Origin of the sequence: Caenibius sp. WL, from assembly GCF_019803445.1 — a bacterium.
Classification (GTDB): Bacteria; Pseudomonadota; Alphaproteobacteria; order Sphingomonadales; family Sphingomonadaceae; genus Caenibius.
Map to the genome: position 1 here is coordinate 1,714,626 of NZ_CP081844.1, position 26,610 is coordinate 1,741,235.

Annotated in this window: 28 protein-coding genes and 1 tRNA gene; 20 read left to right on the plus strand and 9 right to left on the minus strand. The window is 63.6% G+C overall.

Annotated elements, in window-relative coordinates:
* The first annotated feature begins 45 nt into the window (after positions 1 to 45).
* The 3 genes from K5X80_RS08010 to dmeF all read left to right on the plus strand — a co-directional run bounded on the left by K5X80_RS08010 (position 46) and on the right by dmeF (position 2,871).
* Positions 46 to 1,416: a class II 3-deoxy-7-phosphoheptulonate synthase gene (locus tag K5X80_RS08010; RefSeq protein ID WP_222560410.1), complete on the plus strand. Its 1,371-nt coding sequence runs from the start codon at positions 46 to 48 to the stop codon at positions 1,414 to 1,416.
* Between the two features lie 226 nt (positions 1,417 to 1,642).
* Entirely contained in the window at positions 1,643 to 1,918 is a 276-nt protein-coding gene (locus K5X80_RS08015) for a metal/formaldehyde-sensitive transcriptional repressor (RefSeq protein ID WP_222560315.1), read from the plus strand.
* A gap of 8 nt (positions 1,919 to 1,926) precedes the next feature.
* A complete protein-coding gene (dmeF, locus tag K5X80_RS08020) occupies positions 1,927 to 2,871 on the plus strand; it encodes a CDF family Co(II)/Ni(II) efflux transporter DmeF (RefSeq protein WP_222560316.1) in 945 nt (314 codons plus the stop codon).
* Positions 2,872 to 2,898: 27 nt separating this feature from the next.
* Here the strand turns inward: dmeF and K5X80_RS08025 are convergent, their stop codons facing one another.
* The gene (locus tag K5X80_RS08025; RefSeq protein WP_222560317.1) at positions 2,899 to 3,795 is read right to left on the minus strand and encodes a LysR family transcriptional regulator; all 897 of its coding nucleotides are present in this window, start codon (positions 3,793 to 3,795) and stop codon (positions 2,899 to 2,901) included.
* 104 nt (positions 3,796 to 3,899) lie between these two features.
* Here K5X80_RS08025 and K5X80_RS08030 point away from each other — a divergent pair, with 104 nt between their 5' ends.
* Positions 3,900 to 5,081, plus strand: a complete 1,182-nt coding sequence (locus K5X80_RS08030) for an MFS transporter (RefSeq protein ID WP_222560318.1) — start codon at positions 3,900 to 3,902, stop codon at positions 5,079 to 5,081.
* A gap of 133 nt (positions 5,082 to 5,214) precedes the next feature.
* Here the strand turns inward: K5X80_RS08030 and K5X80_RS08035 are convergent.
* The 4 genes from K5X80_RS08035 to K5X80_RS08050 form a co-directional block, all read right to left on the minus strand.
* Positions 5,215 to 5,289, minus strand: a tRNA-Gln gene (locus K5X80_RS08035).
* Positions 5,290 to 5,346: 57 nt separating this feature from the next.
* Entirely contained in the window at positions 5,347 to 6,204 is an 858-nt protein-coding gene (yghU, locus tag K5X80_RS08040) for a glutathione-dependent disulfide-bond oxidoreductase (protein ID WP_222560319.1), read from the minus strand.
* A gap of 172 nt (positions 6,205 to 6,376) precedes the next feature.
* Positions 6,377 to 7,474, minus strand: a complete 1,098-nt coding sequence (locus K5X80_RS08045; RefSeq protein ID WP_222560320.1) for a branched-chain amino acid aminotransferase — start codon at positions 7,472 to 7,474, stop codon at positions 6,377 to 6,379.
* Positions 7,475 to 7,998: 524 nt separating this feature from the next.
* Complete coding sequence (locus K5X80_RS08050) at positions 7,999 to 8,499, minus strand: hypothetical protein (protein ID WP_222560321.1); 501 nt, start codon at positions 8,497 to 8,499, stop codon at positions 7,999 to 8,001.
* A gap of 65 nt (positions 8,500 to 8,564) precedes the next feature.
* Between K5X80_RS08050 and K5X80_RS08055 the strand changes: the two genes are divergently transcribed.
* From K5X80_RS08055 to K5X80_RS08065, 3 genes are all read left to right on the plus strand, one after another.
* The gene (locus K5X80_RS08055) at positions 8,565 to 9,302 is read left to right on the plus strand and encodes a TlyA family RNA methyltransferase (protein WP_222560322.1); all 738 of its coding nucleotides are present in this window, start codon (positions 8,565 to 8,567) and stop codon (positions 9,300 to 9,302) included.
* 106 nt (positions 9,303 to 9,408) lie between these two features.
* Positions 9,409 to 9,963: a TspO/MBR family protein gene (locus K5X80_RS08060; protein WP_222560323.1), complete on the plus strand. Its 555-nt coding sequence runs from the start codon at positions 9,409 to 9,411 to the stop codon at positions 9,961 to 9,963.
* A 75-nt stretch (positions 9,964 to 10,038) separates the two neighbouring features.
* On the plus strand, positions 10,039 to 10,287 hold the full coding sequence (locus K5X80_RS08065; protein ID WP_222560324.1) for an accessory factor UbiK family protein: 249 nt from the start codon (positions 10,039 to 10,041) through the stop codon (positions 10,285 to 10,287).
* 58 nt (positions 10,288 to 10,345) lie between these two features.
* Here the strand turns inward: K5X80_RS08065 and K5X80_RS08070 are convergent, their stop codons facing one another.
* Complete coding sequence (locus K5X80_RS08070; protein WP_222560325.1) at positions 10,346 to 11,140, minus strand: FkbM family methyltransferase; 795 nt, start codon at positions 11,138 to 11,140, stop codon at positions 10,346 to 10,348.
* Between the two features lie 161 nt (positions 11,141 to 11,301).
* On the opposite strand from K5X80_RS08070, the gene recO reads away from it, so the two are divergent.
* The 8 genes from recO to K5X80_RS08110 all read left to right on the plus strand — a co-directional run bounded on the left by recO (position 11,302) and on the right by K5X80_RS08110 (position 18,181).
* The gene (gene recO, locus K5X80_RS08075; protein WP_222560326.1) at positions 11,302 to 11,931 is read left to right on the plus strand and encodes a DNA repair protein RecO; all 630 of its coding nucleotides are present in this window, start codon (positions 11,302 to 11,304) and stop codon (positions 11,929 to 11,931) included.
* Positions 11,932 to 11,934: 3 nt separating this feature from the next.
* The gene (gene leuB, locus K5X80_RS08080) at positions 11,935 to 12,993 is read left to right on the plus strand and encodes a 3-isopropylmalate dehydrogenase (RefSeq protein ID WP_222560327.1); all 1,059 of its coding nucleotides are present in this window, start codon (positions 11,935 to 11,937) and stop codon (positions 12,991 to 12,993) included.
* 124 nt (positions 12,994 to 13,117) lie between these two features.
* Positions 13,118 to 13,300 (plus strand): PLDc N-terminal domain-containing protein, encoded by a 183-nt coding sequence (locus K5X80_RS08085; RefSeq protein ID WP_222557244.1) that lies wholly within the window; start codon positions 13,118 to 13,120, stop codon positions 13,298 to 13,300.
* A 117-nt stretch (positions 13,301 to 13,417) separates the two neighbouring features.
* A complete protein-coding gene (locus tag K5X80_RS08090; protein WP_222557245.1) occupies positions 13,418 to 14,626 on the plus strand; it encodes a trans-sulfuration enzyme family protein in 1,209 nt (402 codons plus the stop codon).
* A gap of 105 nt (positions 14,627 to 14,731) precedes the next feature.
* Positions 14,732 to 16,108, plus strand: a complete 1,377-nt coding sequence (locus tag K5X80_RS08095) for a PAS domain-containing HWE histidine kinase family protein (RefSeq protein ID WP_222557246.1) — start codon at positions 14,732 to 14,734, stop codon at positions 16,106 to 16,108.
* Between the two features lie 23 nt (positions 16,109 to 16,131).
* Entirely contained in the window at positions 16,132 to 16,530 is a 399-nt protein-coding gene (gene apaG / locus K5X80_RS08100) for a Co2+/Mg2+ efflux facilitator ApaG/CorD (protein WP_222557247.1), read from the plus strand.
* A 61-nt stretch (positions 16,531 to 16,591) separates the two neighbouring features.
* Entirely contained in the window at positions 16,592 to 17,395 is an 804-nt protein-coding gene (locus tag K5X80_RS08105; protein WP_222557248.1) for a LysR family transcriptional regulator, read from the plus strand.
* Positions 17,396 to 17,518: 123 nt separating this feature from the next.
* Positions 17,519 to 18,181 (plus strand): myeloid leukemia factor, encoded by a 663-nt coding sequence (locus tag K5X80_RS08110; RefSeq protein ID WP_222557249.1) that lies wholly within the window; start codon positions 17,519 to 17,521, stop codon positions 18,179 to 18,181.
* A gap of 105 nt (positions 18,182 to 18,286) precedes the next feature.
* Here the strand turns inward: K5X80_RS08110 and K5X80_RS08115 are convergent, their stop codons facing one another.
* Both K5X80_RS08115 and K5X80_RS08120 read right to left on the minus strand, forming a co-directional pair.
* Positions 18,287 to 18,520 (minus strand): hypothetical protein, encoded by a 234-nt coding sequence (locus K5X80_RS08115; protein ID WP_222557250.1) that lies wholly within the window; start codon positions 18,518 to 18,520, stop codon positions 18,287 to 18,289.
* A gap of 116 nt (positions 18,521 to 18,636) precedes the next feature.
* Entirely contained in the window at positions 18,637 to 18,984 is a 348-nt protein-coding gene (locus K5X80_RS08120; RefSeq protein ID WP_222557251.1) for a PilZ domain-containing protein, read from the minus strand.
* A 327-nt stretch (positions 18,985 to 19,311) separates the two neighbouring features.
* Here K5X80_RS08120 and K5X80_RS08125 point away from each other — a divergent pair, with 327 nt between their 5' ends.
* Positions 19,312 to 20,952 (plus strand): FAD-binding protein, encoded by a 1,641-nt coding sequence (locus K5X80_RS08125; protein ID WP_222557252.1) that lies wholly within the window; start codon positions 19,312 to 19,314, stop codon positions 20,950 to 20,952.
* A 32-nt stretch (positions 20,953 to 20,984) separates the two neighbouring features.
* Here K5X80_RS08125 and K5X80_RS08130 read toward each other — a convergent pair whose 3' ends face one another.
* The gene (locus K5X80_RS08130; RefSeq protein ID WP_222557253.1) at positions 20,985 to 21,671 is read right to left on the minus strand and encodes an RBBP9/YdeN family alpha/beta hydrolase; all 687 of its coding nucleotides are present in this window, start codon (positions 21,669 to 21,671) and stop codon (positions 20,985 to 20,987) included.
* A 535-nt stretch (positions 21,672 to 22,206) separates the two neighbouring features.
* Here K5X80_RS08130 and rpsL point away from each other — a divergent pair.
* The 4 genes from rpsL (at position 22,207) to tuf (ending at position 26,579) form a co-directional block, all read left to right on the plus strand.
* Entirely contained in the window at positions 22,207 to 22,578 is a 372-nt protein-coding gene (rpsL, locus tag K5X80_RS08135; protein WP_222557254.1) for a 30S ribosomal protein S12, read from the plus strand.
* A gap of 77 nt (positions 22,579 to 22,655) precedes the next feature.
* Positions 22,656 to 23,126, plus strand: coding sequence for a 30S ribosomal protein S7 (gene rpsG / locus K5X80_RS08140; protein ID WP_222557255.1), 471 nt, complete (start codon positions 22,656 to 22,658; stop codon positions 23,124 to 23,126).
* Positions 23,127 to 23,216: 90 nt separating this feature from the next.
* Positions 23,217 to 25,310 carry an elongation factor G gene (gene fusA / locus K5X80_RS08145; protein ID WP_222557256.1) on the plus strand — a complete coding sequence of 698 codons (2,094 nt, stop codon included), beginning with the start codon at positions 23,217 to 23,219 and terminating at the stop codon, positions 25,308 to 25,310.
* Between the two features lie 93 nt (positions 25,311 to 25,403).
* Positions 25,404 to 26,579 carry an elongation factor Tu gene (gene tuf / locus K5X80_RS08150; protein WP_222557257.1) on the plus strand — a complete coding sequence of 392 codons (1,176 nt, stop codon included), beginning with the start codon at positions 25,404 to 25,406 and terminating at the stop codon, positions 26,577 to 26,579.
* The last annotated feature ends 31 nt before the right edge of the window (positions 26,580 to 26,610 follow it).

The following is a 26,610-nucleotide window of genomic DNA, read 5'->3' on the forward strand; positions in this document are numbered from 1 at the left end:
GGCGCCCTATTGGCGCTGTCGGGGCGAGACTTTGGAGAGTTTGAAGTGGCCAAGAACTGGAGCCCGGACGGGTGGAAAGCCTTCGAGGCAAAGCACCTGCCGCATTATGAAGACGCAGCCGCATTGCAGGCGGCCGAACAGACGCTCGCCTCCTATCCGCCGCTGGTCTTTGCGGGCGAAGCGCGCGCGCTTCAGGCGGAACTGGCCGAAGTGTGCTATGGCCGCGGTTTCCTGCTGCAGGGCGGCGATTGCGCCGAAAGCTTTGCGGAATTCCATCCCAACAACATCCGCGACACGTTCCGCGTGCTGTTGCAGATGGCGGTGGTGTTGACGTTCGCCAGCAAGCAGCCGGTGGTGAAGCTGGGCCGCATGGCGGGCCAGTTCGCCAAGCCGCGCAGCGCGCAGACCGAAACCTCGGGCGGGGTGGAACTGCCCAGCTACTTCGGCGATATCATCAACGGCATCGAATTCGATCCGGCAACGCGGACCAACGATCCGCAGCGGATGATCCGCGCCTACAGCCAGGCGGCGGCGACGCTGAATCTGCTGCGCGCGTTCGCGGGCGGCGGCTATGCCAATCTGCGCCAGGTGCACCAGTGGACGCTCGATTTCATGGGCCGCAGCCCCTGGGCCGACAAGTTCAAGGACGTGGCCGACCGGATCGGCGAGGCGCTGGACTTCATGGAAGCCTGCGGCATCGATCCCAAGACCGTGCCGCAATTGCAGGGGACGAGCTTCTACACCAGCCACGAAGCGCTGCTGCTGCCTTACGAGCAGGCGCTGACCCGGCAGGATTCGCTCACCGGCGATTGGTACGACACCAGCGCCCACATGCTGTGGATCGGCGATCGGACCCGTTTCGAAGGATCGGCCCATGTCGAATACCTGCGGGGGGTGCAGAACCCCATCGGCATGAAGTGCGGCCCCAGCCTGGAGCCGGACGCGCTGCTCAAGATGCTCGACACACTCAATCCCGGCCGCGTTCCGGGCCGGATGACGCTGATCAGCCGGTTCGGCCATGACAAGGTCGAAGCGGGCCTGCCGCGCCTTGTCCGCGCGGTGCAGCGCGAAGGGCATCCGGTGGTGTGGTCGTGCGATCCGATGCACGGCAACGTCATCAAGGCGGAAAGCGGCTACAAGACGCGTCCGTTCGACCGCATCCTGGCGGAAGTGAAGGGCTTCTTCGCTGTCCACCGCGCCGAAGGCACCCATGCCGGGGGCATCCATATCGAGATGACCGGGCAGGACGTGACCGAATGCACCGGCGGCGCCGTGGCGATCACCGACGAGCGGCTGGCGGACCGGTATCACACCCATTGCGATCCGCGTCTGAACGCGGCGCAGTCGCTCGAACTGGCCTTCCTGATGGCCGAAATGCTCAATCTCGAAGCGGAACAGCGCCGCGCTGCCGCCTGAGTGAGCCAATCGGGCTGGCGCCGAACGGATCGGCGCCAGCCCGCATTTCCCTGAAGGGCATTGCTCCGCGGGGCGGCCCCAATCGCCGCATGCGGCCACCCCGGCAAAGCTGCCTCCCTCTCTCTTGCTCTGAATGGAACGGGTCGCCCGGCCTGCGTCTTCCGCAGGGAGGGCCGCTTGTTCGCCAGCTTGTCGTTGTTGTCGGTATAGGGTAGGGGGCTACCCTATGGGACATGCAGCCACCAACAAGGACCAGCTCCTTGCCCGCGTCCGGCGGATTGCCGGACAAGTCGCCGCGATAGAGCGGGCCATCGCCGACGAAGCCGATTGCGCGGCTCTGCTGCATCAAGTGGCTGGGGTGCGCGGCGCGGTGCTCGGTCTGATGGATGGTCTGATCGAAGACCATTTGCGCGAGCACGTGATGCGCGCGGGCCTCTCCGATGCGGAGCGGGGGCAGGGCGGTGAAGAACTGCTCTCGGCCATCCGCCGCTATGCGAAGTGAGGTGCGCGATGGCTTTTGACCACGATCTCAGCGCCCTGACACACGATCACGTGTTTCTCGGGGCGAAGCACGATGAAAACGCGCGGCGCACCGTGTGGGTCGTGCTGCTGACAGCGGCGATGATGGTGGCGGAGATCGTTGCCGGTATCGCGTTCAATTCCATGGCTCTACTGGCCGATGGCTTCCACATGGCCACGCATGCCGGGGCGTTGGGGGTTGCCGCGCTGGCCTATGGCTATGCCAGACGCCACGCCCATGGGCGGCGGTTTACTTTCGGCACGGGCAAAGTGGGCGATCTGGTCGGTTTCGCCTCAGCCCTGATCCTGGGGGTGGTGGCGATGGGGATCGCGTTTGAATCAGTGACGCGGCTGTTCGACCCCAGGCCTGTCGCCTTTGCCGAAGCGACGGTGATCGCCATTGTCGGCTTGCTGGTGAATATCGCCAGCGTTCTGCTTCTGGGCGGCCATGCGCATGGCGGCGGGCATCACCATCATGACGATCATCATCATGAGCATCATCATCACGGGCATCATCACCATGGGCACGACAACAATCTGCGCGCGGCCTATATCCATGTGCTTGCCGATGCGCTGACTTCGATCCTTGCCATCGCGGCGCTTGTCGGCGGGCGTTATCTCGGGTGGGTATGGCTCGATCCGGTGATGGGGATTGTCGGGGCGATTGTCATTGCAAGCTGGTCATGGTCGCTGGTGCGCGACACCGCCTCCGTGCTTCTCGATGCTGGCGATACCGATCTGGAACAGGAAATCACCGAACTGGTCGAAGGGCCTGGCGATGCCAGAATCACCGATCTTCACGTGTGGCGGGTCGGACCGGGCGCGCACGCGGCGATCATCAGTGCTGTCGGCGTCGACCGGGAAACGATCAGCCGCCGCCTCGGCCCGGTGCACGAGATCGCCCATTTGACGATCGACGTACGGGCGGGGGCCTGAGCGCGGGCAACGGCTGGCCGCCCTGTATCATGCCAATCGCTGAACGAGGAAATCCACGAACACCCGCACGCGGGCGGGCATGTTGGGGCCACCGGCGAACACGGCATGGATCGTTTCGACATCGCCGGGATTATAATCTTCCAGAAGGGGCAGAAGCCGCCCCTGTGCGATATCCTCGGCCACGCTGAACGCACCCACACGCGTGATGCCTACGCCATCGGCGGCAAGCTGGCCCAGCGTTTCGCCGTTGTTGGCCTCGATATTGCCCCGCACGCTCAGCGCATAATCGCGCCCGTCGCGACGGAAAGGCCAGACCGGTTCGGCCCGGCGGAAATTGAAATTGAGGCAGTTGTGGCCGCGGAGGAGGTCTTCCGGCGTCTGCGGCGTGCCGTGCTTCTCCAGATAGGCGGGCGACGCGACGATAACCCGGCGGTTTTCACCGAGCTTGCGGGCGGTAAGCGTGCTGTCTGCCAGCGGCCCGAAACGGATCGCGACATCGGCCTGCCCTGCGGCGATATCCACCAGCCGGTCGCTCAGGCTGATATCGACAAGGATATGCGGATAGGCCTGTGCAAAGGCGCCCAGCAACGGCACGATACACATCCGCCCGTGCGCATGCGCCGCGCTGACCCGCAGGCGCCCGCGCGGCGTGCCATGATCGGCGATGGTCTGCTCGGCATCGTCCAGATCGCCAAGGATGCGCCGGGCCGCGGCAAGATATGCCGCGCCTTCCGCCGTAAGCGTCAGCGCGCGTGTCGAGCGGAGCAGCAGCCGGACACCGAGCCGTGCCTCGATCCGGTCGATCGCCCGGCTGACGGCCGAGGGTGTGAGATCGAGCGCGCGGCCCGCAGCCGAAAAGCTGCCTTCCGCCGCAACCATGGCGAATATCTCCAGCGAGCGTGCCCGATCGGCGTGGGGCTGCATCTTTGCATCCTATTCAAAGATCTTTCGCATCCACTCTGCCTACCGGTGCGAATTTGCGCAATCTATCTTTGCATCGATATATTGATTGACCGGAACCCCACACAATGAAGCTCAATCCCCCCTTGTTGGCGCTGGCCGCCGGCGCTTTCGGCATCGGCGTCACCGAATTCGCGCCGATGGGCCTGCTGCCGGTGATCGCGCAGGATCTCGATGTCTCGATCCCCATGGCGGGCCTGCTGATCAGCGCCTACGCCATCGGCGTGGTGCTGGGCGCGCCGCTGATGACACTGACAACCGGGCGCATGCGCCGCCGCACGCTCCTGATCGGCCTTGCGGGCATTTTTACCCTGGGCAATCTGATCGCCGCCGTGGCCGACAGCTATGGCATGTTGATGGCGGCACGGATCGTCACCTCGCTCAATCATGGCGCTTTCTTTGGCGTCGGCTCGATCGTCGCGGCCAGTCTGGTTCCTCCTCACAGGCAGGCCAGCGCGGTGGCCGCGATGTTCATGGGGCTTACCATCGCCAATGTCGTGGGTGTGCCGCTTGCCACTTGGGCGGGCGAGATCATGGGCTGGCGCGCCGCCTTCTGGGGAATTGCCGCGCTCGGCATCGTGACAATGGCGGCGCTGCGGCTGACTCTGCCGGACAGGCCGGCCCCTGTGGATGGCAACGCCGTGGCCGAACTGCGCGTGCTTTCGCGCGGCCCGGTGCTGGCAGCGCTCGGCCTCACCGTGATCGGCGCCAGCGCGATGTTCACTGTGTTCACCTATATTGCGCCGATCCTGCGTGAGGAAACGCATGCTTCCATCGGGTTTATCACAGCGATGCTGGTGACGTACGGCGTCGGGCTGACAGTCGGCAACTGGCTGGGCGGGCGCTATGCGGACCGGTCGGTGGACATGACGCTGATCGTCACGCTGGCGGGCCTTTCCGCCGTCCTCGTGCTGTTTGCGCTGCTGATGCCTTATGCGGTGCCCACGGCCATTCTCATCTTCCTGTGGGGCATTGCCAGTTTTGCGCTGGTCCCGCCTTTGCAGGTGCGGGTCATGGCCGCAGCCGCCGATGCGCCCAATCTCGCCTCAGCCATGAACATCGGGGCGTTCAATCTGGGGAATGCCATCGGCGCCGCGCTGGGCGGCGGTGTGATCGCCGCGGGATTGGACTATCCCGCCGTGGCCCTGGCCGGTGCCGCCGCATCGGCGCTGGGGCTGGCTGCGGTCCTGCTGGTCCGGCGCAAGCCTGCGCAAGAGTTGGCCCCTGGGATCTGCGGCGAGATGTGCTGACTGGCGCTCGCTTCGGCGCTGAGGCTTCCTCGATCTCTTCTGCCCAGGCGATGTATCGTTTGCTAGTACGAATGGCCCTCGCACAATTCCGCTCATCCTGAGCCTGTCGGAGCCTGTTCTGAATGGAATTGTCTGGCTGGGGCGGCAGGATTCGAACCTGCGAATGCCGGTACCAAAAACCGGTGCCTTACCACTTGGCGACGCCCCAGCAGCCGGGCGCCTCTATAGCGGGCGCTCCGGCGAAGGGAAGGGGGATATGTGCGCTTTATGCGCCTTTTAACAGTTCCGGATCGAGCGCCACGAAATCGGCGGCGGAATGGCGTTCGGCGATGCCTTTGGCCGAGTTCACGAGGCGGCCACGGATAACCCCGGGGCGTTGCCCGATTTCTTTGACCCAGCGGCCGACATGCTCGTATTCGTGGAGGGAAAGGAACTCCGCGCCGTTGTCGTAGGCATCGCCGCGATAGAGCATACCCAGCCAGGGCCATGCCGCGATATCGGCGATGGTGTAATCGTCACCGGCGAGGAAGCGGGTTCTGGCCAGTTGCTGGTTGGCGACATCGAACAGACGCTTGGCTTCCAGTGCGAAGCGGTTGATCGCATATTCGATCTTGTTCGGGGCATAAGCATAGAAATGCCCGAACCCGCCCCCGAGAAGCGGCGCGGACCCCATCTGCCACATCAGCCAGCTCAAAGTCTCGGCGCGGCGTGCGGGGCTCCGAGGGAGGAGGAAATCGAACTTCTCCGCCAGATGGAGCAGGATCGCCCCGGATTCGAACACCCGGAACGGTTCCGCCCCCGAACGATCGACCAGCGCGGGGATTTTCGAATTGGGATTGATCTCGACGAAGCCGGACCAGAACTGCTGGCTTTCCATGATGTCGATCAGCCATGCGTCGTATTCGGCATCCGCATGGCCCGCGTCCAGCAGTTCCTCGAACATGATCGTGACTTTCTGCCCGTTGGGCGTGCCGAGCGAATAAAGCTGGAAAGGATGCTCGCCGACAGGAAGCGCCCGATCTTCGCGCGCGCCGGCGGTGGGCCGGTTGATGCCGCCAAAGCGGCCGCCCAGATCGCCTTCCCAGGTCCAGACTTTGGGCGGGGTATAAGGGGTATCGGTCATGATCGTTCTCCTGCGGGGCGGTCCTGATATGGGGGCAGGATGGCGTGCCGGCCGCGGGCGGGCAAGGGAGCGCTTCTTGGCGAGCCTTTAGAACGGCTTCACTCTGGCGCAGATACGGCAACGCCGCCGTGGAAAAACCGCGGCGGCGCCGAATTGCTGCAATCGCTGAGAGTCAGGCGAGCTTCGTGACCCAGCCGTGCGTGTCTTCCACGGTGCCGCGCTGAATGCCGACAAGCCGGTTGCGGAACTTCTGCGTCAACTGGCCGGGACCGCCCGAGCCGATGATCACTTCGCCATCGTGGCTGACGATCTTGCCGACCGGGGTGACGACCGCGGCGGTGCCGCAGGCGAACACTTCGATCAGCTTGCCGCTGGTGGCGTCTTCCCGCCACTGATCGAGGCTGTAGCGTTCCTCGCGGACATCGAGGCCCGCTTCGCGCGCCAGGGTGATCAGGCTGTTGCGGGTGATGCCGGGCAGAATCGTGCCGGACAGCGGCGGGGTGAGCACGCGCCCGTCATCGAACACGAAGAACAGGTTCATGCCGCCCAGTTCCTCGATCCATTTGTGTTCTTCGGCATCGAGGAACACCACCTGATCGTGGCCGCGCGCGATCGCTTCGGCCTGGGGAACGAGGCTGGCGGCGTAGTTGCCGCCGCACTTGGCCGCGCCGGTGCCGCCGGGGGCCGCGCGCGAATAGTCGCGGCTGACCCAGATGGACACGGCGGGGGCGCCCGATTTGAAGTAATTGCCCGCCGGGCTGGCGATCACGATATAGGTGTATTTCTTGGACGGGCGAACGCCGAGGAAGGCTTCCGACGCGAACATGAACGGGCGCAGGTACAGCGAACCGCCTTCGATAGTCGGAATCCAGTCGCGATCGGTATCGACCAGCAGGCGGACCGATTCGACGAACACCTCTTCGGGCAGTTCGGGCATCGCCAGGCGCTGGGCCGAAGCGTTGAAGCGCGCGGCGTTGGCTTCCGGCCGGAACAGGGCGATGGCGCCGTCGTCCTGCTTGTAGGCTTTCAGCCCTTCGAAGATTTCCTGCGCATAATGGAGCACGGCGGTGGCCGGATCGAGGCTCAGCGGGCCGCGCGGGCCGATCCGCGCGTTGTGCCAGCCCTTGCCTTCTTCCCAGTCGATCGTGACCATGTGATCGGAAAATACCGTGCCGAAACCGGGGTTGGCGAGCGCCTGTTCCCGCTGCGCCGGATCGGTGGGCGCGGGATGGGGAAGTCGTTCAAACGTGATACCCGGATTGTCGGCCATGGGCGGAGCCACCTCTCTTTTGCGCGTTCTGCGATCGTGCGGCGCGGGTAAGCCCAAGCGCCGTTTCGTGCAAGGGGGAGAGTAGCCTATCGCGAAAGGCCGGGAAACGCCGGCCCGTGCCGGACGAAGGGATATGCCGGATATGAGAAAGGCCGCCCCGGCCCGTACCGGGAGCGGCCTTTCGCATGGTCAGCGGCCAGGAAGTGCCGCCCACGAAGCCTTTATCGCTGATGGAAGCCTAGCGATAATGCTCCGCGCGGAACTCAACCGACCTCTCTGCTGGACCATGAGACATCGGATCACCTCCTTTCGCGCTGTTGAGCCAAAGTCGCCGTTTTTTGCGGCTAAACCCGGGGTTGCTCCGGGCTTGCCACCAATGTGAGTCATGATGCGGCGCAACACAAGACTTGTATTGATTTTTTTTGGTGTCAGAATCAGCACTTCGGGCCGGTTATCCACCGGCCCGTTCTGTTTTCCGCGAAAGATTTGCTGAACGCGCCGGGCAAAGGCGCGTCAAAGCGGCCTCAGCGGCAATCTTCGATCACGCGCGAGACTTCGATCCAGCTTGGCAGATAGAGAGTCGGCAGGCCGCTCGTCTCCACGGCGAAGCGGCCTTTGGAAAAGGCCATGGCATCGAGCAGCGGATCGCGCACCGGCAGCGCGGCGGCGAGATTCGCGCCGCTGGGCGCGGCATCGAGCGTGCGCGAGGTGGTTTCGGTCAATATCCGCATGGCCGCGCGCGATGGGGCGGAGCCCGCGCGGGTGAGCGTGATACGGCCTGCCTGGCGTTCGCAGGCAAGCGTGAACAGCGGTGCGCCCCCCGGACGGCCATACGCGGCCCGGCCCTGCTGATAGGACCAGTCCCCCGGTGTGCGCGGCGCATCCATCCAGTTGGCGGGCGGCGGTGGAGGAGGCGTGGGGCGTTCGGCCGGTTTATGAGTGGGCGGCGTTGGGGGAGGGGTGGTCTGCGACACACAGGCCGCCAGGGCGAACAGTCCGAAAGGAGCAAGGCGCTTCAAGATCATGCGGCAATGATGGCACCGAAGCGGGTGCTGGCTCAAGGGGGCAGTGTCGGCTATCGGCTTCGCTTGTGGCAAAGAAACAACGGATCGACCAACTGCTCGTCTCGCGCGGATTCGCGGAAAGCCGCGCCCGGGCGCAGGCGCTCGTCATGGCGGGGCTCGTCATGGTGGGCGACAGGAAAGCGGAAAAACCCGGCCAGCAGGTGCCGGAAGACGCCGAGATCGTTCTCAAGGGGCGCGATCATCCCTGGGTATCGCGCGGCGGGATCAAGCTGGCCCATGCCCTGAAGCACTTCGCGCTCGATCCTGCCGGTGCGATTGCGATGGATATCGGCAGTTCGACCGGCGGCTTCACCGATGTCCTGCTGGCGCATGGCGCGCACCGCGTGTTCGCGGTGGACTCGGGCACGAATCAGCTCGCCTGGAAACTGCGGCAGGATCCGCGCGTGACCGTGCTGGAGCAGACCAGCGCGCGGGTGCTGACGGCGGAACAGATCGATGCGCCCTGCGATTGGGTGGTCTGCGACGCTTCGTTCATTGCGCTGCGCAAAGTGCTGGAAGTACCCTTGCGACTGGCCGCGCCGCAATGCCGGCTGGTGGCGCTGATCAAGCCGCAGTTCGAAGTGGGCAAAGGCGAAGTGGGCAAAGGCGGCGTGGTGCGCGATCCGGCGCTCCACGCACGGGTCTGTGCGGAAGTGCGCGACTGGCTGGAAAGCGCCGGCTGGGTTGTCGATGGCATTGTCGAAAGCCCGATCACGGGCCCCGAAGGCAATGTGGAATTCCTGATCGCCGCCCGCCGGGAATAAGCGCGGGCAACCGCGGCGAGTCCCGTTGAGGCACAGCCATCATCCCCCCGATTGCATGCGGCGGGTCTCCCCGCCAATATCCGGGCCGAATCAGGGGGGATTGCGAATGAGTCTTCTGGCCTCGCGCGGGCAATTGCGGGCAAGCTTGCTTCGCTGGGTTTTGCTGCTGGTGCCCGCTGTCCTGCTGGCCGGTTTCCTCTCGGGCGAACTGGCGCGCAGCGGCCCCGGCAATCCGTGGTTCGATGCTCTGGTCAAGCCGTCGCTGTTTCCGCCGCCCGCCGTCTTCGGGATTGTCTGGACCATTCTCTATGCTCTGATGGGCTTGGCCTGCGCGATTGTGTGCTCCGCCTGGGGTGCGCGGGGGCGGGGGCTGGCCATCGCGATGTTCGCGCTCCAGCTGGCGCTCAATCTCGCCTGGTCGCCGCTGTTTTTTGCCGGGCACCGGATCGCCGCCTCGCTCGTGCTGCTCGGCGTGCTGGATATCGCGGTGGCGGTGACGCTGGTGCTGTTCTGGCGAATCCGGCGGCTGGCGGGGATATTGCTGGTGCCTTATCTGGCCTGGGTCCTGTTCGCCACGCTGCTGACCTGGCAGTTTCTGGAAGCCAATCCCCAGGCCGATGGCGGGGTGGCCTCGGGCGCGGTGCAGCGTCTGGAACTGTAAGGCGCGGCCTGCATGCGGTGCGCGTCTCGCACCTGCCCTCTGGACAAGCCGCGCGGGCGCGACCACATAGCCCCTATGCAAAGCGAAAATCCCTTGATCGCCGATGTCGTCAAACTGATGAACAGCGCCGCAGGCACGTTTGCGGGCATGACCCGCGAAGCGCGCGAAGGCGCCCGTGAACGGTTGAAGGAAACGCTCGGCGGGCTCGATTTCGTCAGCCGCGAAGAGTTCGACGCCGTAAAGGATATGGCGGCCAAGGCGCGGGAAGAAAACGACAAACTAGCCGAACGGCTGGCTGCGCTGGAAGCCAGGCTGAACGGGTGATCCCAAGATTTGGCGTATCGTTTCGGCGCGGCGATCTCGCGCCGATCCGCCCTGTCAGTTACGCAAGGGGGTGATGCCCGAAATCCGAGATCGGAGCGACCCCATCGATATGCCAGTTCGTTTCTTGGGGCACGCACAGAACGTTCAGTGAAACCACATTCTCGAAATAATTGACCGGATTCTGGCCGAAGTTGTTCGGACGATACAGCGCCGGCGCGTGCCAATACATGCGATAGCCGAACGTGGACACCAGGCTGAGCAGTTCTTCCGATTTGTCCGGCCGGTCGTTTTCCAGATAGAGGATGGGCCGGTCCCGCGCGATAAGCTTGCGCGCACCGCGCAGCAGATTGGCTTCGAATCCTTCGACATCCGCCTTGATCAGGCTGATCGCGGGCAAAGTGTCCAACATCGAATCCAGCGGGATCAGATGCAGCACTTCGCCTTCGCCTTTTACCATTCCCGCGGATAGGGCGCCGAAATTCACTTCCCGTTCGATGGGAAGCGCCGCCTCTTCCAGAATATCGTCCTTCTCGCCAATCCCCAGTTGATAGGCATGCACATTGGTCACACCGTTCAGGACCATGTTCGCGCAAAGAATCTGAAAAACGATCCGGCGCGGCTCGAACGCGAATATCTTGCCTTTGGGGCAGATGTTGCGGGCAAGAAACAGCGTATGGGAACCGATGTTGGAGCCAGCCTCGATGACATTGTTGTGCGGCGCCAGCATCTGGGCCAGCAGTTCGACTTCGCTGTATGACCATTCGCCGTATTCCCGGATGGAGCGGCCGACCCAGCTATCGTTGGTCAGCGTCAGAAATTCTCCGGTGGGCGTATGAGAGCGCGAAATTGTCATAAGGCCTGTGAAGTAGCTGCCTGAGAATTGATCTCTAACATGCGGCATGGATACGCCGCAATTACTGTCTCATGGCTGTAAAAATGAATCCGCGCTGCTGGCCGGACAGGTGATTGCCGCGCCATTGCCTTTGCCGCTGGGCCGGGCCAAACGCATGCGCCATGCATATTCGCGCGCCCGCCATTCTTTGCGCCGCCCGTGCCCACGGCGAGACGGCGGTTATCGCGCGCCTGCTGACACGGGAATACGGACTGGTCGCCGGGTACGTGGCCGGTGGGCGCGGACGGGTGTTGCGCCCAGTGGTGATTCCCGGAAACCTCGTGGATGTGGAAATCCGCAGCCGTTCCGACAGCCAGTTGCCTTTCGCGAAGCTGGAATTGGTGGAAAGCCGGGGGCCATGGCTCGGCGAACCGTTGCCTGCCGCGGCGATCGTCTGGGCCTGTGCGTTGACGGCCAGCGCCTTGCCCGAACGGCAACCGTTTCCCAGTCTGTATGACGCGTTGAGCGCTGTCCTCACGGCTATCTGCCATGCGCCGTCCGCGCGGGGCTGGGCGGAAGCTCTGCTGCGTTACGAGGCACTGTTGCTGCGGGAACTGGGCTATGGCGGCGACAGTCTGGCCGCCACGGCCGAATGGAGCGATGATCTGGTCGCTTTCGACCGGATGGGCGCGCTGATCGGGCGATACTGCCTTGCCGACCGGCGCGGAATGATTATGGCGGCCCGCGCAATGCTGCGCGACCGGCTGGCCCGGATCGCCAGCGGTCCAAACCATCACAGGGCAGAAAGGTAGTCCATGAAGATCGCGGTTTTCGCCGGAGACGGCATCGGTCCGGAAATCATGCGTGAGGCACTGCGGGTGCTGGATGCGCTGAATCTGCCCGATGTGACGCTGATGGAAGGCTATGTCGGCGGCGCGGGCTATCGGCAGCTCGGCCATCCCCTCCATGCCGACACGATCAGGATCGCGCACGAAGCCGATGCCATCCTGTTCGGCGCGGTGGGCGATTTCGAATGCGACAATCTGGAACGGCACCTGCGCCCGGAACAGGCCATTCTCGGCCTGCGGCGCGAACTGACGCTGTTCGCCAATCTGCGCCCGGCCACGATGTTCGCCGGGCTGGAGGAAATGTCGGCGCTGCGCCCTGAAGTGGCCGGTGCGATCGATATGCTGATCGTGCGTGAACTCAACGGTGACGTCTATTTCGGCGAGAAGGGCATCCGCACGCTGGAAGACGGCCGCCGCCAGGGCTGGGACGTGATGTCCTATGCCGAAGACGAAGTGCGCCGCATCGCTCACGTCGCATTCCGCGCGGCGCAGGGGCGCAAGGGGCGCCTGTGCTCGGTCGACAAGTCGAACGTGCTGGAAACCTTCCAGCTCTGGCGCGACGTGGTGATCGAAGTCGGCAAGGACTATCCCGATGTCGAACTGAGCCACATGTATGTCGACAATGCCGCGATGCAGCTAGTGCGCGATCCGGGCCAGTTCGACGTGATCGTGACGGGCAACATGTTTGGCGACATCCTGTCGGATCAGGCCAGCATGTGCGTGGGCTCTATCGGCCTGCTGGCCAGCGCGGCGTTGGGCGAAACGCAGACCCAATACGGGACCAAGGGGCTGTTCGAACCGATTCATGGCAGCGCGCCGGATATCGCCGGGCAGGGCAAGGCCAATCCGATGGCGATGATCCTCAGCCTGGCGATCATGCTGCGCCACAGCTTCGGGCTGGAAGCGGAAGCCCAGCGGATCGAAGCGGCGGTGGCCAAGGCTCTGGCCGATGGCGTGCGCGGCGGCGATCTCGGCGGCAGCGCGGGTACGGTGGAAATCGGGGACGCGGTGCTCGCACGCCTCTGAGGCGGCCTCGGCCGGTGCGGGGAAGCTGTCGGGGAAACCGCCAGAGAAACCGATTCTCCATTCGTCCGTTGCTTGACCAGGTGCTCCCGCCTCTGCGGGGGCTCAGGAACAAGGAGCGGACGATATGGAATTCCTCCTCGGCATCGTTATTCTGATTCTCGATATCTGGGCGATTTACAGTGTCTTGACCAGCGGTGTGTCCACCGTGTCGAAGTTGCTCTGGACTATCGGTATTCTCGTTTTCCCGGTGGTCGGCTTCATCGTCTGGGTACTGGCGGGGCCCAAGGGCAACGCCATCGCCACCTGAAGGCAGCATCCGCCGCACGGCGGTCCTTCGGCCCGCTCCGATACCGGTCGGAGCGGGTTATCCTTCGGTTGCGATCCCTGCTTGCCCAGCGGTTGATGCGGGCTTAAACGCCCGCGCATGAAAAGAACCACCGGTCAGAACCGTTCGATTACTTCCAAGTGGCGCCCGGCAACGCGGGCCGTGCGTGGGGGCACCTGGCGGTCGGAGCAGGGTGAGACCAGCGAAGCGATCTTCCTCAACTCCGGCTATTCCTACGACGATGCGGCAACGCCCGCAGCGCGCTTCGCCGGGCAGGCGCCGGGAATGACCTATTCGCGCACGCAGAACCCTTCCGTGCAGATGCTGGAAGAACGCATCGCGCTGATGGAAGGCGCGGAAGCGTGCCGGGTGCAGGCCTCGGGCATGGCGGCCATGACGGCGGTGATGCTGTCGCAGCTTTCGGCGGGCGATCACATGGTGGTCGCGCAGGCGGCGTTCGGGCCGACTCGCTGGGTGACGGACAATCTGCTGCCGCGCTTCGCCATCGAAACCACGGCGGTGGATGGCCGCGACCTCGATGCGTGGAAAGCCGCGATCCGGCCGAACACCAGGATGTTCTTCTTCGAAACGCCAGCCAACCCGACGATGGATTTGGTGGATATCGCCGCTGTCTGCGCGCTGGCGCGGGAACACGGCATCCGCAGCGTGGTGGACAACGCGTTCGCCACCAGCGCGCTGCAACGCCCGCTCGAATTCGGCGCCGATGTGGTGGCCTATGCCGCGACCAAGCTGATGGACGGGCAGGGCCGCGTGCTGGCCGGTGCGGTGTGTGGGTCGGCGGATTTTATCAACAACGTGCTGCTGCCCTATCAGCGCAACACCGGGCCGACCCTGTCGCCTTTCAACGCCTGGGTGGTTCTCAAAGGGCTCGAAACGCTGGACCTGCGGGCCAACCGCCAGGCTGACAGCGCGCTGGAAATCGGCCGGTTCCTCGAACCGAGAGTGCCGCGCATTCTCCATCCGGGGCTCCCCAGCCATCCGCAATTCGCGCTGGCGCAGCGGCAGATGATCAAGCCGGGTTCGATCTTCTCGTTCGAAATCGATGGTGGGCGGGAGGCGGCGCATGCCATTCTCGATGCGCTCGAACTCATCGATATTTCGAACAATATCGGCGATGCCAAGACTTTGATGACTCATCCGGCGTCCACCACTCATTCCAGCCTTACGCCCGAAACGCGTGAGGGAATGGGCGTGAGTGAAAGCATGCTGCGGATCAGTGTCGGGCTGGAAGACCCGCAAGATATCATGGACGATTTGGATCAGGCATTACAGCGCGTCGGCCTTTGAGCGCAGGAACTTGATTTCACGTTGATTCCTGTTTGCTTGGCATCTACTCTGAAAAATAGCCGTCGCTCGCCGTCGGCATTTGTGGGGCAGGTCAGATGAGGTGCTATGATGCAAGCGCTCGATCATTATGCTGCCCTGGTTCAATCTTCCGACGATGCGATTGTCGCCAAGGATCTCGATAGCCGGATCATCAGCTGGAATCCTGCTGCGGAGCGGATTTTCGGGTTTGCGGCGGATGAAATGGTCGGCCAGTCTATCCGCCGCCTGATTCCCGAGGATCGGCAACAGGAAGAAGACGATATTCTCGCCCGCGTCCGTTCGGGGCAACTGGTCGGCCAGTTCTTCACCGAACGCCTGCACAAGGCTGGGCATCTCGTGCAGGTCGCCATTACCGTTTCGCCGGTGAAAGACGCGTCGGGCGCGATTATCGGGGCGAGCAAGATCGCGCGCGATGCCTCCGCGCATCTGGCGATGCTCGACCGTCTGCGAACCAGCGAACGGCGTTTCCGCCTGCTGGCGGATAACATTCCGCAATGCGTCTGGACCGCGGACCCCAGCGGACGGATCTACTGGCTCAATTCCCGGTGGGAGCAATACACGGGGCAGGCGAACGGGCAGGTCGGCGATCCCGATTACTGGTCGGTCATCCACCCCGATCACATCGATCGCCTGAGGCAAAGCTTCAGCCAATCGCTGCGCACGGGCGAGGATTGGGAGGAAATCTATCCCATCCGTGCCCGCGATGGAGAGTACAACTGGTTCCTGTCGCGGGCGATCCCCATTCGCGATGAAAACGGCGTGATAACCGACTGGTTCGGCAGCAACACCGACATCACCGAGCAGCGCGAACAGGCCGAACACATCCGCCTGCTGCTGCACGAGGTCAATCACCGCTCCAAGAACATGCTGATGAAAGTCCGCGCGATTGCGGGCCGCACCGCGGGCGCGACACCGGATTTTCTCGAACGGTTCGACCGCCGCCTCCAAAGCATGGCGATCAATCAGGACGTGGTGGTGCGGCAGGGGTGGCAGGAAGTGCCGGTGGCGGAACTGGCCACCGCGCAGCTTCGCTTTCTCGGCGAAGGGCAGCGGCAGGTGATCTGCGAAGGGCCCGATGTCGCGCTCAACAGCCGGGCCGCGGAAGTGCTGGGCATGGCGCTGTACGAACTGGCGACCAATTCGCTCAAATACGGGTCCCTGTCCGTGCCGGAAGGGAAAGTCGCGCTCGAATGGCAGGCCGATCCCCAGACCGGGCGGTTCGCCATGTCCTGGCGTGAAACCGGCGGGCCGGCACCCCGCCAGCCGGAAAAGACGGGTTTCGGCACGACATTGATTCGCGATGTTCCGCGCCGGAGCCTGCAAGCGACCGTTTCTCTCGATTACCCGCCGGATGGCGTCATCTGGAAATTGGAAAGCTTTCACGCGCTTGCCGCGCGACAATCGGGTGGACAGTCCAGAGTGAGGGACTTGTCGCGCGTGTAAATCGCATTAGTCTGCGATTCGTTATGGACCAGCTTTTCCAGCATGCAGCGACGACCGAAGGCGTGACGGTGCGCGTCGCGGTCAATTTCCTGCCCGAACAATCGCATGTTTCGGCAGGCCGGTGGTTTTGGGTTTACCACATCCGCCTCGAAAACCACTCGCACGAAACGATCCAGCTCATCTCGCGCCATTGGCGGATCACGGATGGCAACGGCATGATCAATCATGTCGATGGCGAAGGGGTGGTGGGGGAACAGCCGGTTCTCCTGCCGGGCGGCACGCACGATTATGTTTCCGGTTGCCCGCTGACGACGCCGCACGGCTCGATGGAAGGCCATTATACCTTCCGCAAGGAAGACGGTGGGCCGCTGCGTGTCGCGATTCCGTTCTTCCCGCTCGCAGCGCCGGCCACGGCGGATTGATCGGCTTGCCGCTCCGGCTGCGCTTGCCGCGCGTGCCCGCCGCGATTAAACGCCATTTCCCATGAAGCGGACGCATCTGCCCCTTAATGCCCTGCGCGTGTTCGACGCGGCGGCGCGCCATCTGTCGTTCACCCGCGCGGCGGACGAACTGGCCGTAACTCCGGCTGCGGTCGGCCAGCAGATTCGCGCGCTGGAAGAAGTGCTGGGCGTGGTGCTTTTCCGGCGCACCAGCAAAGGGCTGGAACTGACCGAAGAGGCCGTGGCAGGCCTCGATCCGCTGCGCGAAGGGTTCCTCTATTTCGAGGAATCGGTGCGCGCCATGCAGGCGGGGCAGGCCAGCCATCACTATACCATCGCTGTCCCGCGCGATTTCTTCGCCGCGTGGCTGGGGGAACGGCTGAGCGGCTTTCGCGATGCCAATCCCGAAGTCCAGTTCGCGCTGGTCGATGGTGAGGCCAGCGATTTCACCGAAGCCAATCTCGATCTTGCGGTGCGCTGGTCGGAAGGGCCGGGCGAACTGGAAGGGATCATGCTGGGCAACGCCGAACTGGTCCGCATCTGCGCGCCGGGGCAGGTGCTGCAAGGCGATGTCCCGCTGATCTACTGGCAAGGCCAGCCCGAAGCCGCCGCTGATGGTGCGATGTTGAGCGTGCCCGATGCCGGGCAGGCGCTGGCCGCCGCCGCCGCCGGGCTGGGCGTTGCCGAAGTGCCATCGCTGCTGGCGGAAAAGTGGATTGCCGAAGGGCGCGTGGCGCAATGGGGCGATCCCTTGCCCTCACGCCGGGCCTACTGGCTTGTCGCCCCCGTGCCCCAGTGGCGGCAGAAGAAAGTCAAGGCGCTGGTCGCCCATTTGGGACAGGCCTGAGCGGTTGCCTGCGGGAAATCGCCGTGCCGGATCAGCATTTCATGGATGCCGGGCCGTTCGGTCATCTGGCGTTCAGATTCGTTCCATAGATTTCGGTCTCCCTGGCAAATGAGGAGATATCCCATGCGAAAGCTTCGTACGGCCCTTGCCGCAGGCATTGTCGCTGTTGCTGTGGCGGGCGTGGCGGTAACGGCGGCCGAGCGCGTCCACGTGATGAAAGTCGACTTGCTCGATGGCGGTGTGGCGCAGATTCATTACATCGGTGACGTGGCCCCGCAAATCCAGGTTGTGCGTGGCGAGACTGTGGCGGCGCAGGCCGCCCCGCAGCGCATCGCCATACCGGTGGCATTCGCCGATCCGTTCGCCCAGATGGATTTGATGATGGCACAGATGGAACAGCGCCATCACGCGATGATGCAGCAGATTGCCCAGATGGAACGCGCCGCCGCAGCCATGCAGGCCGATACGGCGGGCGCAACGCGGGGCAACGGCCAGACGCTGCTCGTTTCCGAAGGCGCGCTGCCGTCGGGGGCGGTGGTGCAGTACAGCTTCTATTCGTCGTCCAACGGCAAGAACGGTTGCACGCAGAGCGTCGAATGGCGTTCGGACGGTTCGGGCCAGCAACCGCAGGTTACCCGTGCGAGCAGCGGCAATTGCGAGAGCATCCAGCGCTCGGACAAGCCGCAGCCGGTCGCCGATGTGGCGAAACCCGCCAAACCGGCCGCGAAGCCCGCGCCCGCGGTGGAGGAAGATCAGAGCCATTTGCTCCCCGGCCGTTCCACCTGATTCGATTGTCTGATCGCACTATTCGAAAGGCCCCGGGATGCACGGTTTCGCATCCCGGGGCCTTTGCGTTGGGCCGAGGCTTCGCGCCTGAGGCCGCAGCGTTCGTCAGTGCGCCTTGGGCTCTGCGTCAGCCGCCCGTTCCCGGCCGATCATACGGATCGCCTTGCTCAGGTATTTGTCCGCTTGCCTGCGATGCCGCCATTCTTCGCGTGAAGTGGGCGCATCGAGCGCCATCAGCACTTCGTCGTGCACATGCTGCAGGCAGCGTGAGAGTTCATTCCGCGTCTGCATCGGATCGTCTTTCCACATGGCCGTGGCGCGCAGGCGGTGATGGAGCATGGTTGCCACAGCAGCCTAACCGTCGGCATGCGGCGATCGCGCCGGCATGCCGGATCATGAGCAAATGGTATCAGCGATGGGCGAGTCGCGCCAAGCGCGCTCTTGCGGCAGCGGCGTTATACGCGCGCCGCATGGCGCAGCACGGCGGGGTCATGCGCGGTGGCGGTGCGGCATTGGTCGATCAGCCGGTCCAGCGCGGGCGTGTAGAGCGGCTCCACGAAATTGAGGCAGAGAACGCTTTTGTCCGCCAGCCGCACATTGGCATGGATCGGCGCAAAACCGCCGATTTCCAGCGTCACCGGATCGCCATTTGCAAACACGGTTTGATCCGAATTGCTGATCCGGCACCCCCTGATCGACAGTTCGATCAGCAGGCCGTTGGCATAGTGTCCGGCGCTATGCGCGATCCGTACTTTCTGACGCACCGCGAAGCGGCGATGCGGACGGAGCGACGTGACGGGCATGATCCCTCCCGAGAATCTATACGTTTCCGAAACCTTGGTTAGTCCGCAAAACTTAACCAATCCTTCCCCGCGTCCAATTCGGCCCGGCTGGCCAGCCGAAAAGAGCGCTTCAGGCTCTTTTTCGGGGTTCGGGTCAGCAGGGATGGAAAGGGTGCAGTTCGCCCCTTGTCAGCCTCAGGCCCGGGGAGCGCCCGTCCTGTGCAAACGGGCCCGGCATGGCAATGTGGACTCGCGAAATATAAGCCGGACGGGGGCAACGGCGGGCCGACTTGTGATCGGTTCGCAAAAAAGATAGGCACCCGGCAAGGAAATGGGGACCAGAATTGCATGGCTGTTGATTTCGTTGTTGTGGGTTCGGGGGCGGGTGGCCTGGTTGGGGCGATTGCGGCCAAGCTATGCGGATTGAATCCGGTCATTATCGAAAAGGCAGCGGTCTGGGGCGGCACCAGCGCGCTTTCGGGCGGCGGGGTCTGGATTCCCAACAATCCGCTTATGCAGCGCGACAAGGTGCCCGATTCAGATGCGGAGGCGCTGGCCTATCTCGAAGCGACAGTGGGCGATGTCGGCCCGGCCAGCAGCCGCGCGCGCAAACTGGCCTATCTCGCGGCGGGCCCGGCCATGGTGCTGGGCCTTGAAAAGCTGGGTTTCGAATGGATCCGCGCGCCCAAGTATCCGGACTATTACCAGAAGCAGCCGGGGGCCAAAGTCGGGCGGACGCTGGAAGCCGCGAATTTCGACGCCAACCGCCTGGGTGACAGGCTGGCGACCATGCGCCGCTCCGGCATGCGGCCGCTGGCGATCACCACCGATGCCGCGCCCAAGATTCCCACCTCTCTGCGTTCGCTGAACTCGCTCGCCGGGTTTCTGCGCGTGATCGGGCGGACGATCGCTTTCCGGCTGAAAGGGCAGGTGCCGCTTTCGATGGGGGAAACGCTCGTCGCGCAGTTGATGGCGGTGGTGCAGTCGCTGGACATTCCCCTGCGGCTCAATACACCGCTGCGCAGCCTGGTGCAGGATGAAACCGGACGGGTGACGGGGGTGAAAGTCGGCACGGCCAACGGGGAGGAAGAAATTGCCGCCCCACGCGGCGTGCTGATGGCGGCTGGCGGTTTTGCCAAGGATGCGGCCTACCGCATGCCCTTGCAGGGGGTGACCGGCGAATGGAGCCCCGCCAGCCCGGACGATACGGGCGATGGGCACAAGATCGGCGCGGCTGCGGGCGCGGAACTGGCGTTGATGGATGCGGCAACGTGGTATCCGGTTTCGATCACGCCCGCCGGACAAATCAATGTCGGCATCTGGGAACGCACGCTGCCCGGCTCGATCATCGTCGATCATTCGGGGCAGCGCTACACCAACGAGGCCGCCTCTTATGTCGATGCGGGCAAGGCGATGCTCGACCGCGACAAGACCGTGCCTGCGGTGCCGAGCTGGCTGGTGTTCGATACGCGCTATCGCAACCGCTATTTCTTCGGCCAGATTCCGCCCCGGATCACCCGGCCGATGGTGGACAGCGGCTTCTTCATCAAGGGGGAGACGCTGGAGGAACTGGCGGGCAAATGCGGCATCGATGCGGCGGGGCTGGTGCAAACGGTCGCCCGCGTCAACGCCATGGCCAGGACCGGCGTCGATACCGATTTCGACCGGGGGGATAACGTCTATGACGAATATTACGGCGATCCCACGCATCGGCCGAACCGCTCCTTCGGGCCGGTGGACAAGGCGCCGTTCTATGCGGTGCGCTATTGGCCTGGCGATCTGAGCACCAAAGGCGGGCTGATGGCCGATGAACATGCCCGCGTCTTGCGCCCAGACGGCAGCGTGATCGAAGGGCTGTTCGTCACCGGCAACAATGCGGCCCCGGTGATGGGCCGCACTTATCCCGGGGCCGGGGCGACGATTGGCCCTTCGATGGTGTTCGGCTGGATTGCGGGCCATCATGCGGCGGGCGCTGCGTCGGGCGGCTGAACGCCCGGCGCCGCACCCACCCGCGGCTGACATTACAACGGGGTGGAACGGCTTCGCATGGGCGCGGTGCCTTCCGCCAACCCTCCATGGACCGCGCCGCGCGCGTGTGCGCCAGCGGGCAAGGGCCGGGGCCGCGCGTGATTGCGCAGCAAGCGGTTCAGCAGCACTTCACCCAGCGGCCATCGCTTGTCGTGCGGATGGCCCGTTTCCTGTTCGTTGTCTTCCGGATCGATGAAATTGGCGCCCCAATCCTGCGCGAGGCTGTAGGCGGTACGATAATTGCACAGCCGGTCTTCCACGCAGGGGACGAGGAAAGCGGGGAAGGGCAGTTCCCGCCGGGGCACCGCGCCGAATTTCGCCACGCGTGGATCGATACCGGGCCGGTCGATATCGGGCGGGGCGACGAACAGTGCGCCGACCACCGGATCGTTTATGGCCGGGCGTTCGTATTCGGCCCACCACGCCACGGTCAGGCAACCCAGCCCATAAGCCACCAGCACCACCGGGCGATCCTGCCGGTTGATGGCGAGATTGAGCTTGTTGACCCAGGTGTTGCGGTGCGGATTGTCCCACAGGCCGAGATCGAGCCGTTCGCAATGCGGGCGCGTGGCCGCCCATGCCCGCTGCCAATGCTGGGCATCGTCGGCATCGTGGCCGGGAACGATAAGGATACGTGGTTCTGGCGCGATTTCCTGCGAAACCGCCGTGCGATCGGTCATGGTGTTTCTCCTTGTTTGACGCGAAAGCCGGTCGACTTGGAACACGTTCCGACCCGTGCACTATATCCCTATCAGATTGGTAGGCAATAAACGCGCGCCTGCCGGATGGAAAAACGCGCCATGCCGTTGGGGCGCGCGGCGTGGGCCCAAAGGGTGGATCGGGGACCGGCGGACGGCGCAGCGTCCTTGACCGAACCGGGCAATTCCCTTAAGGGCGCGCGATCCGAAAGGCGGGGGTTCCTGCCTTGCGGGGAGATAGAGCTGAACATTGCCGGTTATGTCCCGGGGCTTGGGTTTTGAAACCTTTGCCTTTTTCTATTGGGTTTGCTGCGGCCTCACAGGCGGGCGAACAGCGGGGCAGCCGTCAAAGTAACCCGGCGATCAGTTGGGTGGAGCGATTCGGCTTGTGTGCGCCAGGGCGGCTTTCGGGCGGCATGGCTGGTTTCCGGTTTGCGTCCTCGGGGCGCGGGGCGGGGCGGTGCGCAAGACCAGATCCTTCATCCACGGTATCGCCTAGACCAGGTGAAGGTATTCAATGCCGACAATCAACCAGCTGATCCGCAAGGGTCGCGTTCCGCAGAAGACCAAGAGCAAGGTCCCTGCCATGGATCAGAACCCGCAGAAGCGCGGTGTCTGCACCCGCGTCTATACCACGACGCCGAAGAAGCCGAACTCCGCTCTCCGCAAGGTTGCCAAGGTCCGCCTGACCAACCAGCGCGAAGTCATCTCCTACATCCCCGGCGAAGGCCACAACCTGCAGGAACACTCGGTTGTGCTGATCCGCGGCGGCCGTGTGCGCGACCTTCCCGGCGTGCGTTACCACGTGCTGCGCGGCGTGCTCGACACGCAGGGCGTGAAGGACCGCAAGCAGAGCCGTTCGAAGTACGGCGCGAAGCGGCCCAAGTAAGGCTCGCGCGCGAGTTCGTAAGGTTTCAGGCTGGCACGCTCGATTGAGCGGTGCCGCCGTGTGAAAGGAAATATCCGATGTCACGTCGTCGTCGTCCCGAGAAGCGGGAAATCCTGCCCGATCCCCAGTTTGGTGATCAGGTGCTGTCCAAGTTCATGAACAACCTCATGCTGGACGGTAAGAAGTCGGTTGCCGAACGTATCGTCTACGGTGCGCTCGCAACGGTCGAAGCGAAGGCCAAGAGCGATCCGGTCCAGGTCTTCCACGATGCGCTGAACAATGTGCGCCCGCAGATCGAAGTCCGCAGCCGCCGCGTTGGCGGTGCGACTTACCAGGTCCCGGTCGAAGTCCGCCCCGAACGCGCTCAGGCGCTGGCCATTCGCTGGCTGATCAACGCGGCCCGCGGCCGTGCGGAAACCACCATGGCTGCCCGTCTTTCGGGCGAACTGCTGGATGCGGCGAACAACCGTGGCAACGCGGTCAAGAAGCGGGAAGACACCCACCGCATGGCCGACGCCAACCGCGCGTTCAGCCACTACCGCTGGTAAGCTTCGCGCCGGAAAGACTTTCGATTGTAACAATCGTAACCATATGGGGGCTGTCCCTTCCGGGAGCCCCCATCATCCAAGGAATTCCCCATGGCACGTAGCCATCCCATCGAACGCTACCGCAATTTCGGTATCATGGCGCACATCGACGCCGGCAAGACCACCACGACCGAGCGGATTCTGTTCTACACCGGCAAGTCCTACAAGATCGGCGAAGTCCATGACGGCGCCGCCACGATGGACTGGATGGAGCAGGAACAGGAACGCGGCATCACCATCACGTCGGCCGCGACGACCTGCTTCTGGAAAGCCAATGACGGGCAGGGCGAAGAGCACCGCCTGAACATCATCGACACCCCCGGACACGTGGACTTCACCATCGAAGTGGAACGCTCGCTGCGCGTTCTCGACGGCGCGGTTGCCGCGTTCGACGGCGTTGCCGGCGTGGAGCCGCAGTCGGAAACCGTGTGGCGCCAGGCCGACAAGTACGGCGTGCCCCGCATGTGCTACATCAACAAGCTCGACCGGACCGGTGCGAACTTCTATTACTGCGTGCAGACGATCATCGACCGTCTCGGCGCGACGCCGCTGGTGCTCTATCTCCCGATCGGTGCGGAATCCGATTTCAAGGGCCTCGTCGATCTCGTCAACGATCGCGCGATCATCTGGAAGGATGAAACGCTCGGCGCCGAATTCTTCTATGAAGAAATTCCGGCCGACATGGCGGACAAGGCTGCCGAATATCGCGAAAAGCTGATCGAACTCGCCGTCGAACAGGACGACGAGGCGATGGAAGCCTACCTCGAAGGCAACATCCCCGATGCGGCGACGCTGAAGAAGCTGATCCGCAAGGGCACGCTGGGCCAGGCGTTCGTTCCGGTCCTGTGCGGTTCGTCGTTCAAGAACAAGGGCGTGCAGGCTCTGCTCGATGCCGTTGTCGACTATCTGCCGAGCCCGATCGACGTTCCGGCGATCAAGGGCGTGAAGCCCGACAGCGACGAGGAAGACAGCCGTCCGTCGAGCGACGACGCACCGTTCGCGGCGCTGGCGTTCAAGATCATGAACGACCCGTTCGTGGGTTCGCTGACTTTCACCCGCATCTATTCGGGCCGTCTCGCCAAGGGTTCGGTGCTGAATTCGGTGAAGGACAAGAAGGAAAAGATCGGCCGCATGCTGCTGATGCATTCCAACAACCGCGAAGACATCGAAGAAGCGTTCGCAGGCGACATCGTTGCCGTGGCCGGTCTCAAGGAAACCACCACCGGCGATACGCTGTGCGATCCGGCGAAGCCGATCGTTCTCGAACGGATGGAATTCCCCGAACCGGTTATCGAACTGTCGGTGGAACCCAAGACCAAGGCCGACCAGGAAAAGATGGGCGTCGCGCTCAACCGTCTGGCTGCCGAGGATCCGTCGTTCCGGGTCACGACCGACCATGAATCGGGCCAGACGATCATCAAGGGGATGGGGGAACTTCACCTCGATATTCTCGTCGATCGCATGAAGCGCGAATTCAAGGTCGAAGCCAACGTCGGCGCGCCGCAAGTGGCTTATCGCGAATCGCTGGCCAAGCCGGTCGATGTCGATTTCACGCACAAGAAGCAGTCGGGCGGCACGGGCCAGTTCGGCCGCGTGAAGGTGAAGGTGGCTCCGGGCGAACGCGGCCAGGGCATCAACTTCATTGACGAGATCAAGGGCGGTAACATTCCGAAGGAATTCATCCCCGCGATCGAAAAGGGCATGCGCGAACAGGCGGCCAGCGGCTTCCTGGTGGGCTTCCCGATCATCGATTTCGACGTCACTCTGTATGACGGTGCGTATCACGACGTCGACTCGTCGGCGATCGCGTTCGAAATCGCCGGTCGCGGTGCGATGCGCGAAGTTGCCAGCAAGGCCGGCATCAAGCTGCTCGAACCGATCATGAAAGTGGAAGTCGTGACGCCGGACGAATATCTCGGCGACGTCATCGGCGATCTCAACTCGCGTCGTGGCCAGATTCAGGGCACCGACACCCGCGGCAACGCCCAGGCTGTCGAAGCCAATGTGCCGCTGGCGAACATGTTCGGTTACGTGAACGAACTGCGTTCTTTCACGCAGGGCCGTGCGCAATACAGCATGCAGTTCTCGCACTATGATGAAGTGCCGGCGAATGTCGCTGCTGAAGTCAAGGAGAAGCTTGCCTAAAGGCGAGCGACCGTTTAGGGGCGGCGCCTGATTCACCGGGTGCCGCTTTTCTCCCGTGGAATTCTAAGTTCTAGGAATAGAGGTTAAGAGACAATGGCGAAGGAAAAATTTGAGCGGAACAAGCCGCACTGCAACATCGGCACCATCGGTCACGTCGACCACGGCAAGACCACGCTGACCGCGGCCATCACCAAGGTCATGGGTGCTCCCGTCGATTTCGCAAACATCGACAAGGCTCCGGAAGAGCGCGAGCGCGGCATCACGATCTCGACCGCTCACGTGGAATACGAAACCGACGCGCGCCACTACGCGCACGTCGACTGCCCGGGCCACGCCGACTACGTGAAGAACATGATCACCGGTGCCGCCCAGATGGACGGCGCGATCCTGGTGGTGAACGCTGCTGACGGCCCGATGCCGCAGACCCGCGAACACATCCTGCTCGCCCGCCAGGTCGGCGTGCCGGCTCTGGTCGTGTACATGAACAAGGTCGATCAGGTCGACGACGAAGAAATTCTCGAACTGGTTGAACTCGAAGTTCGCGAACTGCTTTCGAGCTACGATTTCCCGGGCGACGATATTCCGATCGTCAAGGGTTCGGCTCTGGCCGCTCTCGAAGGCCGTGACGAAGCGATCGGTGAAAACTCCATCAAGGAACTGATGGCTGCCGTCGACTCGTACATCCCGCAGCCGGAACGCCCGGTTGACAAGCCGTTCCTGATGCCGATCGAAGACGTGTTCTCGATCTCGGGTCGCGGTACGGTTGTGACCGGCCGTATCGAAACCGGCATTGTGAACGTGGGTGACGAAGTCGAAATCGTCGGCATCAAGGACACGCAGAAGACGACCGTTACGGGCGTTGAAATGTTCCGCAAGCTGCTCGATCGCGGTGAAGCCGGTGACAACGTCGGTGCCCTGATCCGTGGTATCGCTCGTGAAGCGGTTGAGCGCGGCCAGGTTCTCGCGAAGCCGGGTTCGGTTACGCCGCACACCGAATTCAGCGCCGAAGTCTACGTTCTGTCGAAGGACGAAGGTGGCCGTCACACGCCGTTCTTCGCCAACTACCGTCCGCAGTTCTACTTCCGCACGACCGACGTGACCGGTGAAGTGATCCTTCCCGAAGGCACCGAAATGGTCATGCCGGGCGACAACGTGACGATCGGCGTGAAGCTGATCGCTCCGATCGCGATGGATGAAGGTCTGCGCTTCGCAATCCGCGAAGGTGGCCGCACCGTCGGTTCGGGGGTTGTCAGCTCGATCACGAAGTAATATAGGCGCCGCTCCGGCCGGGTCCTGACGG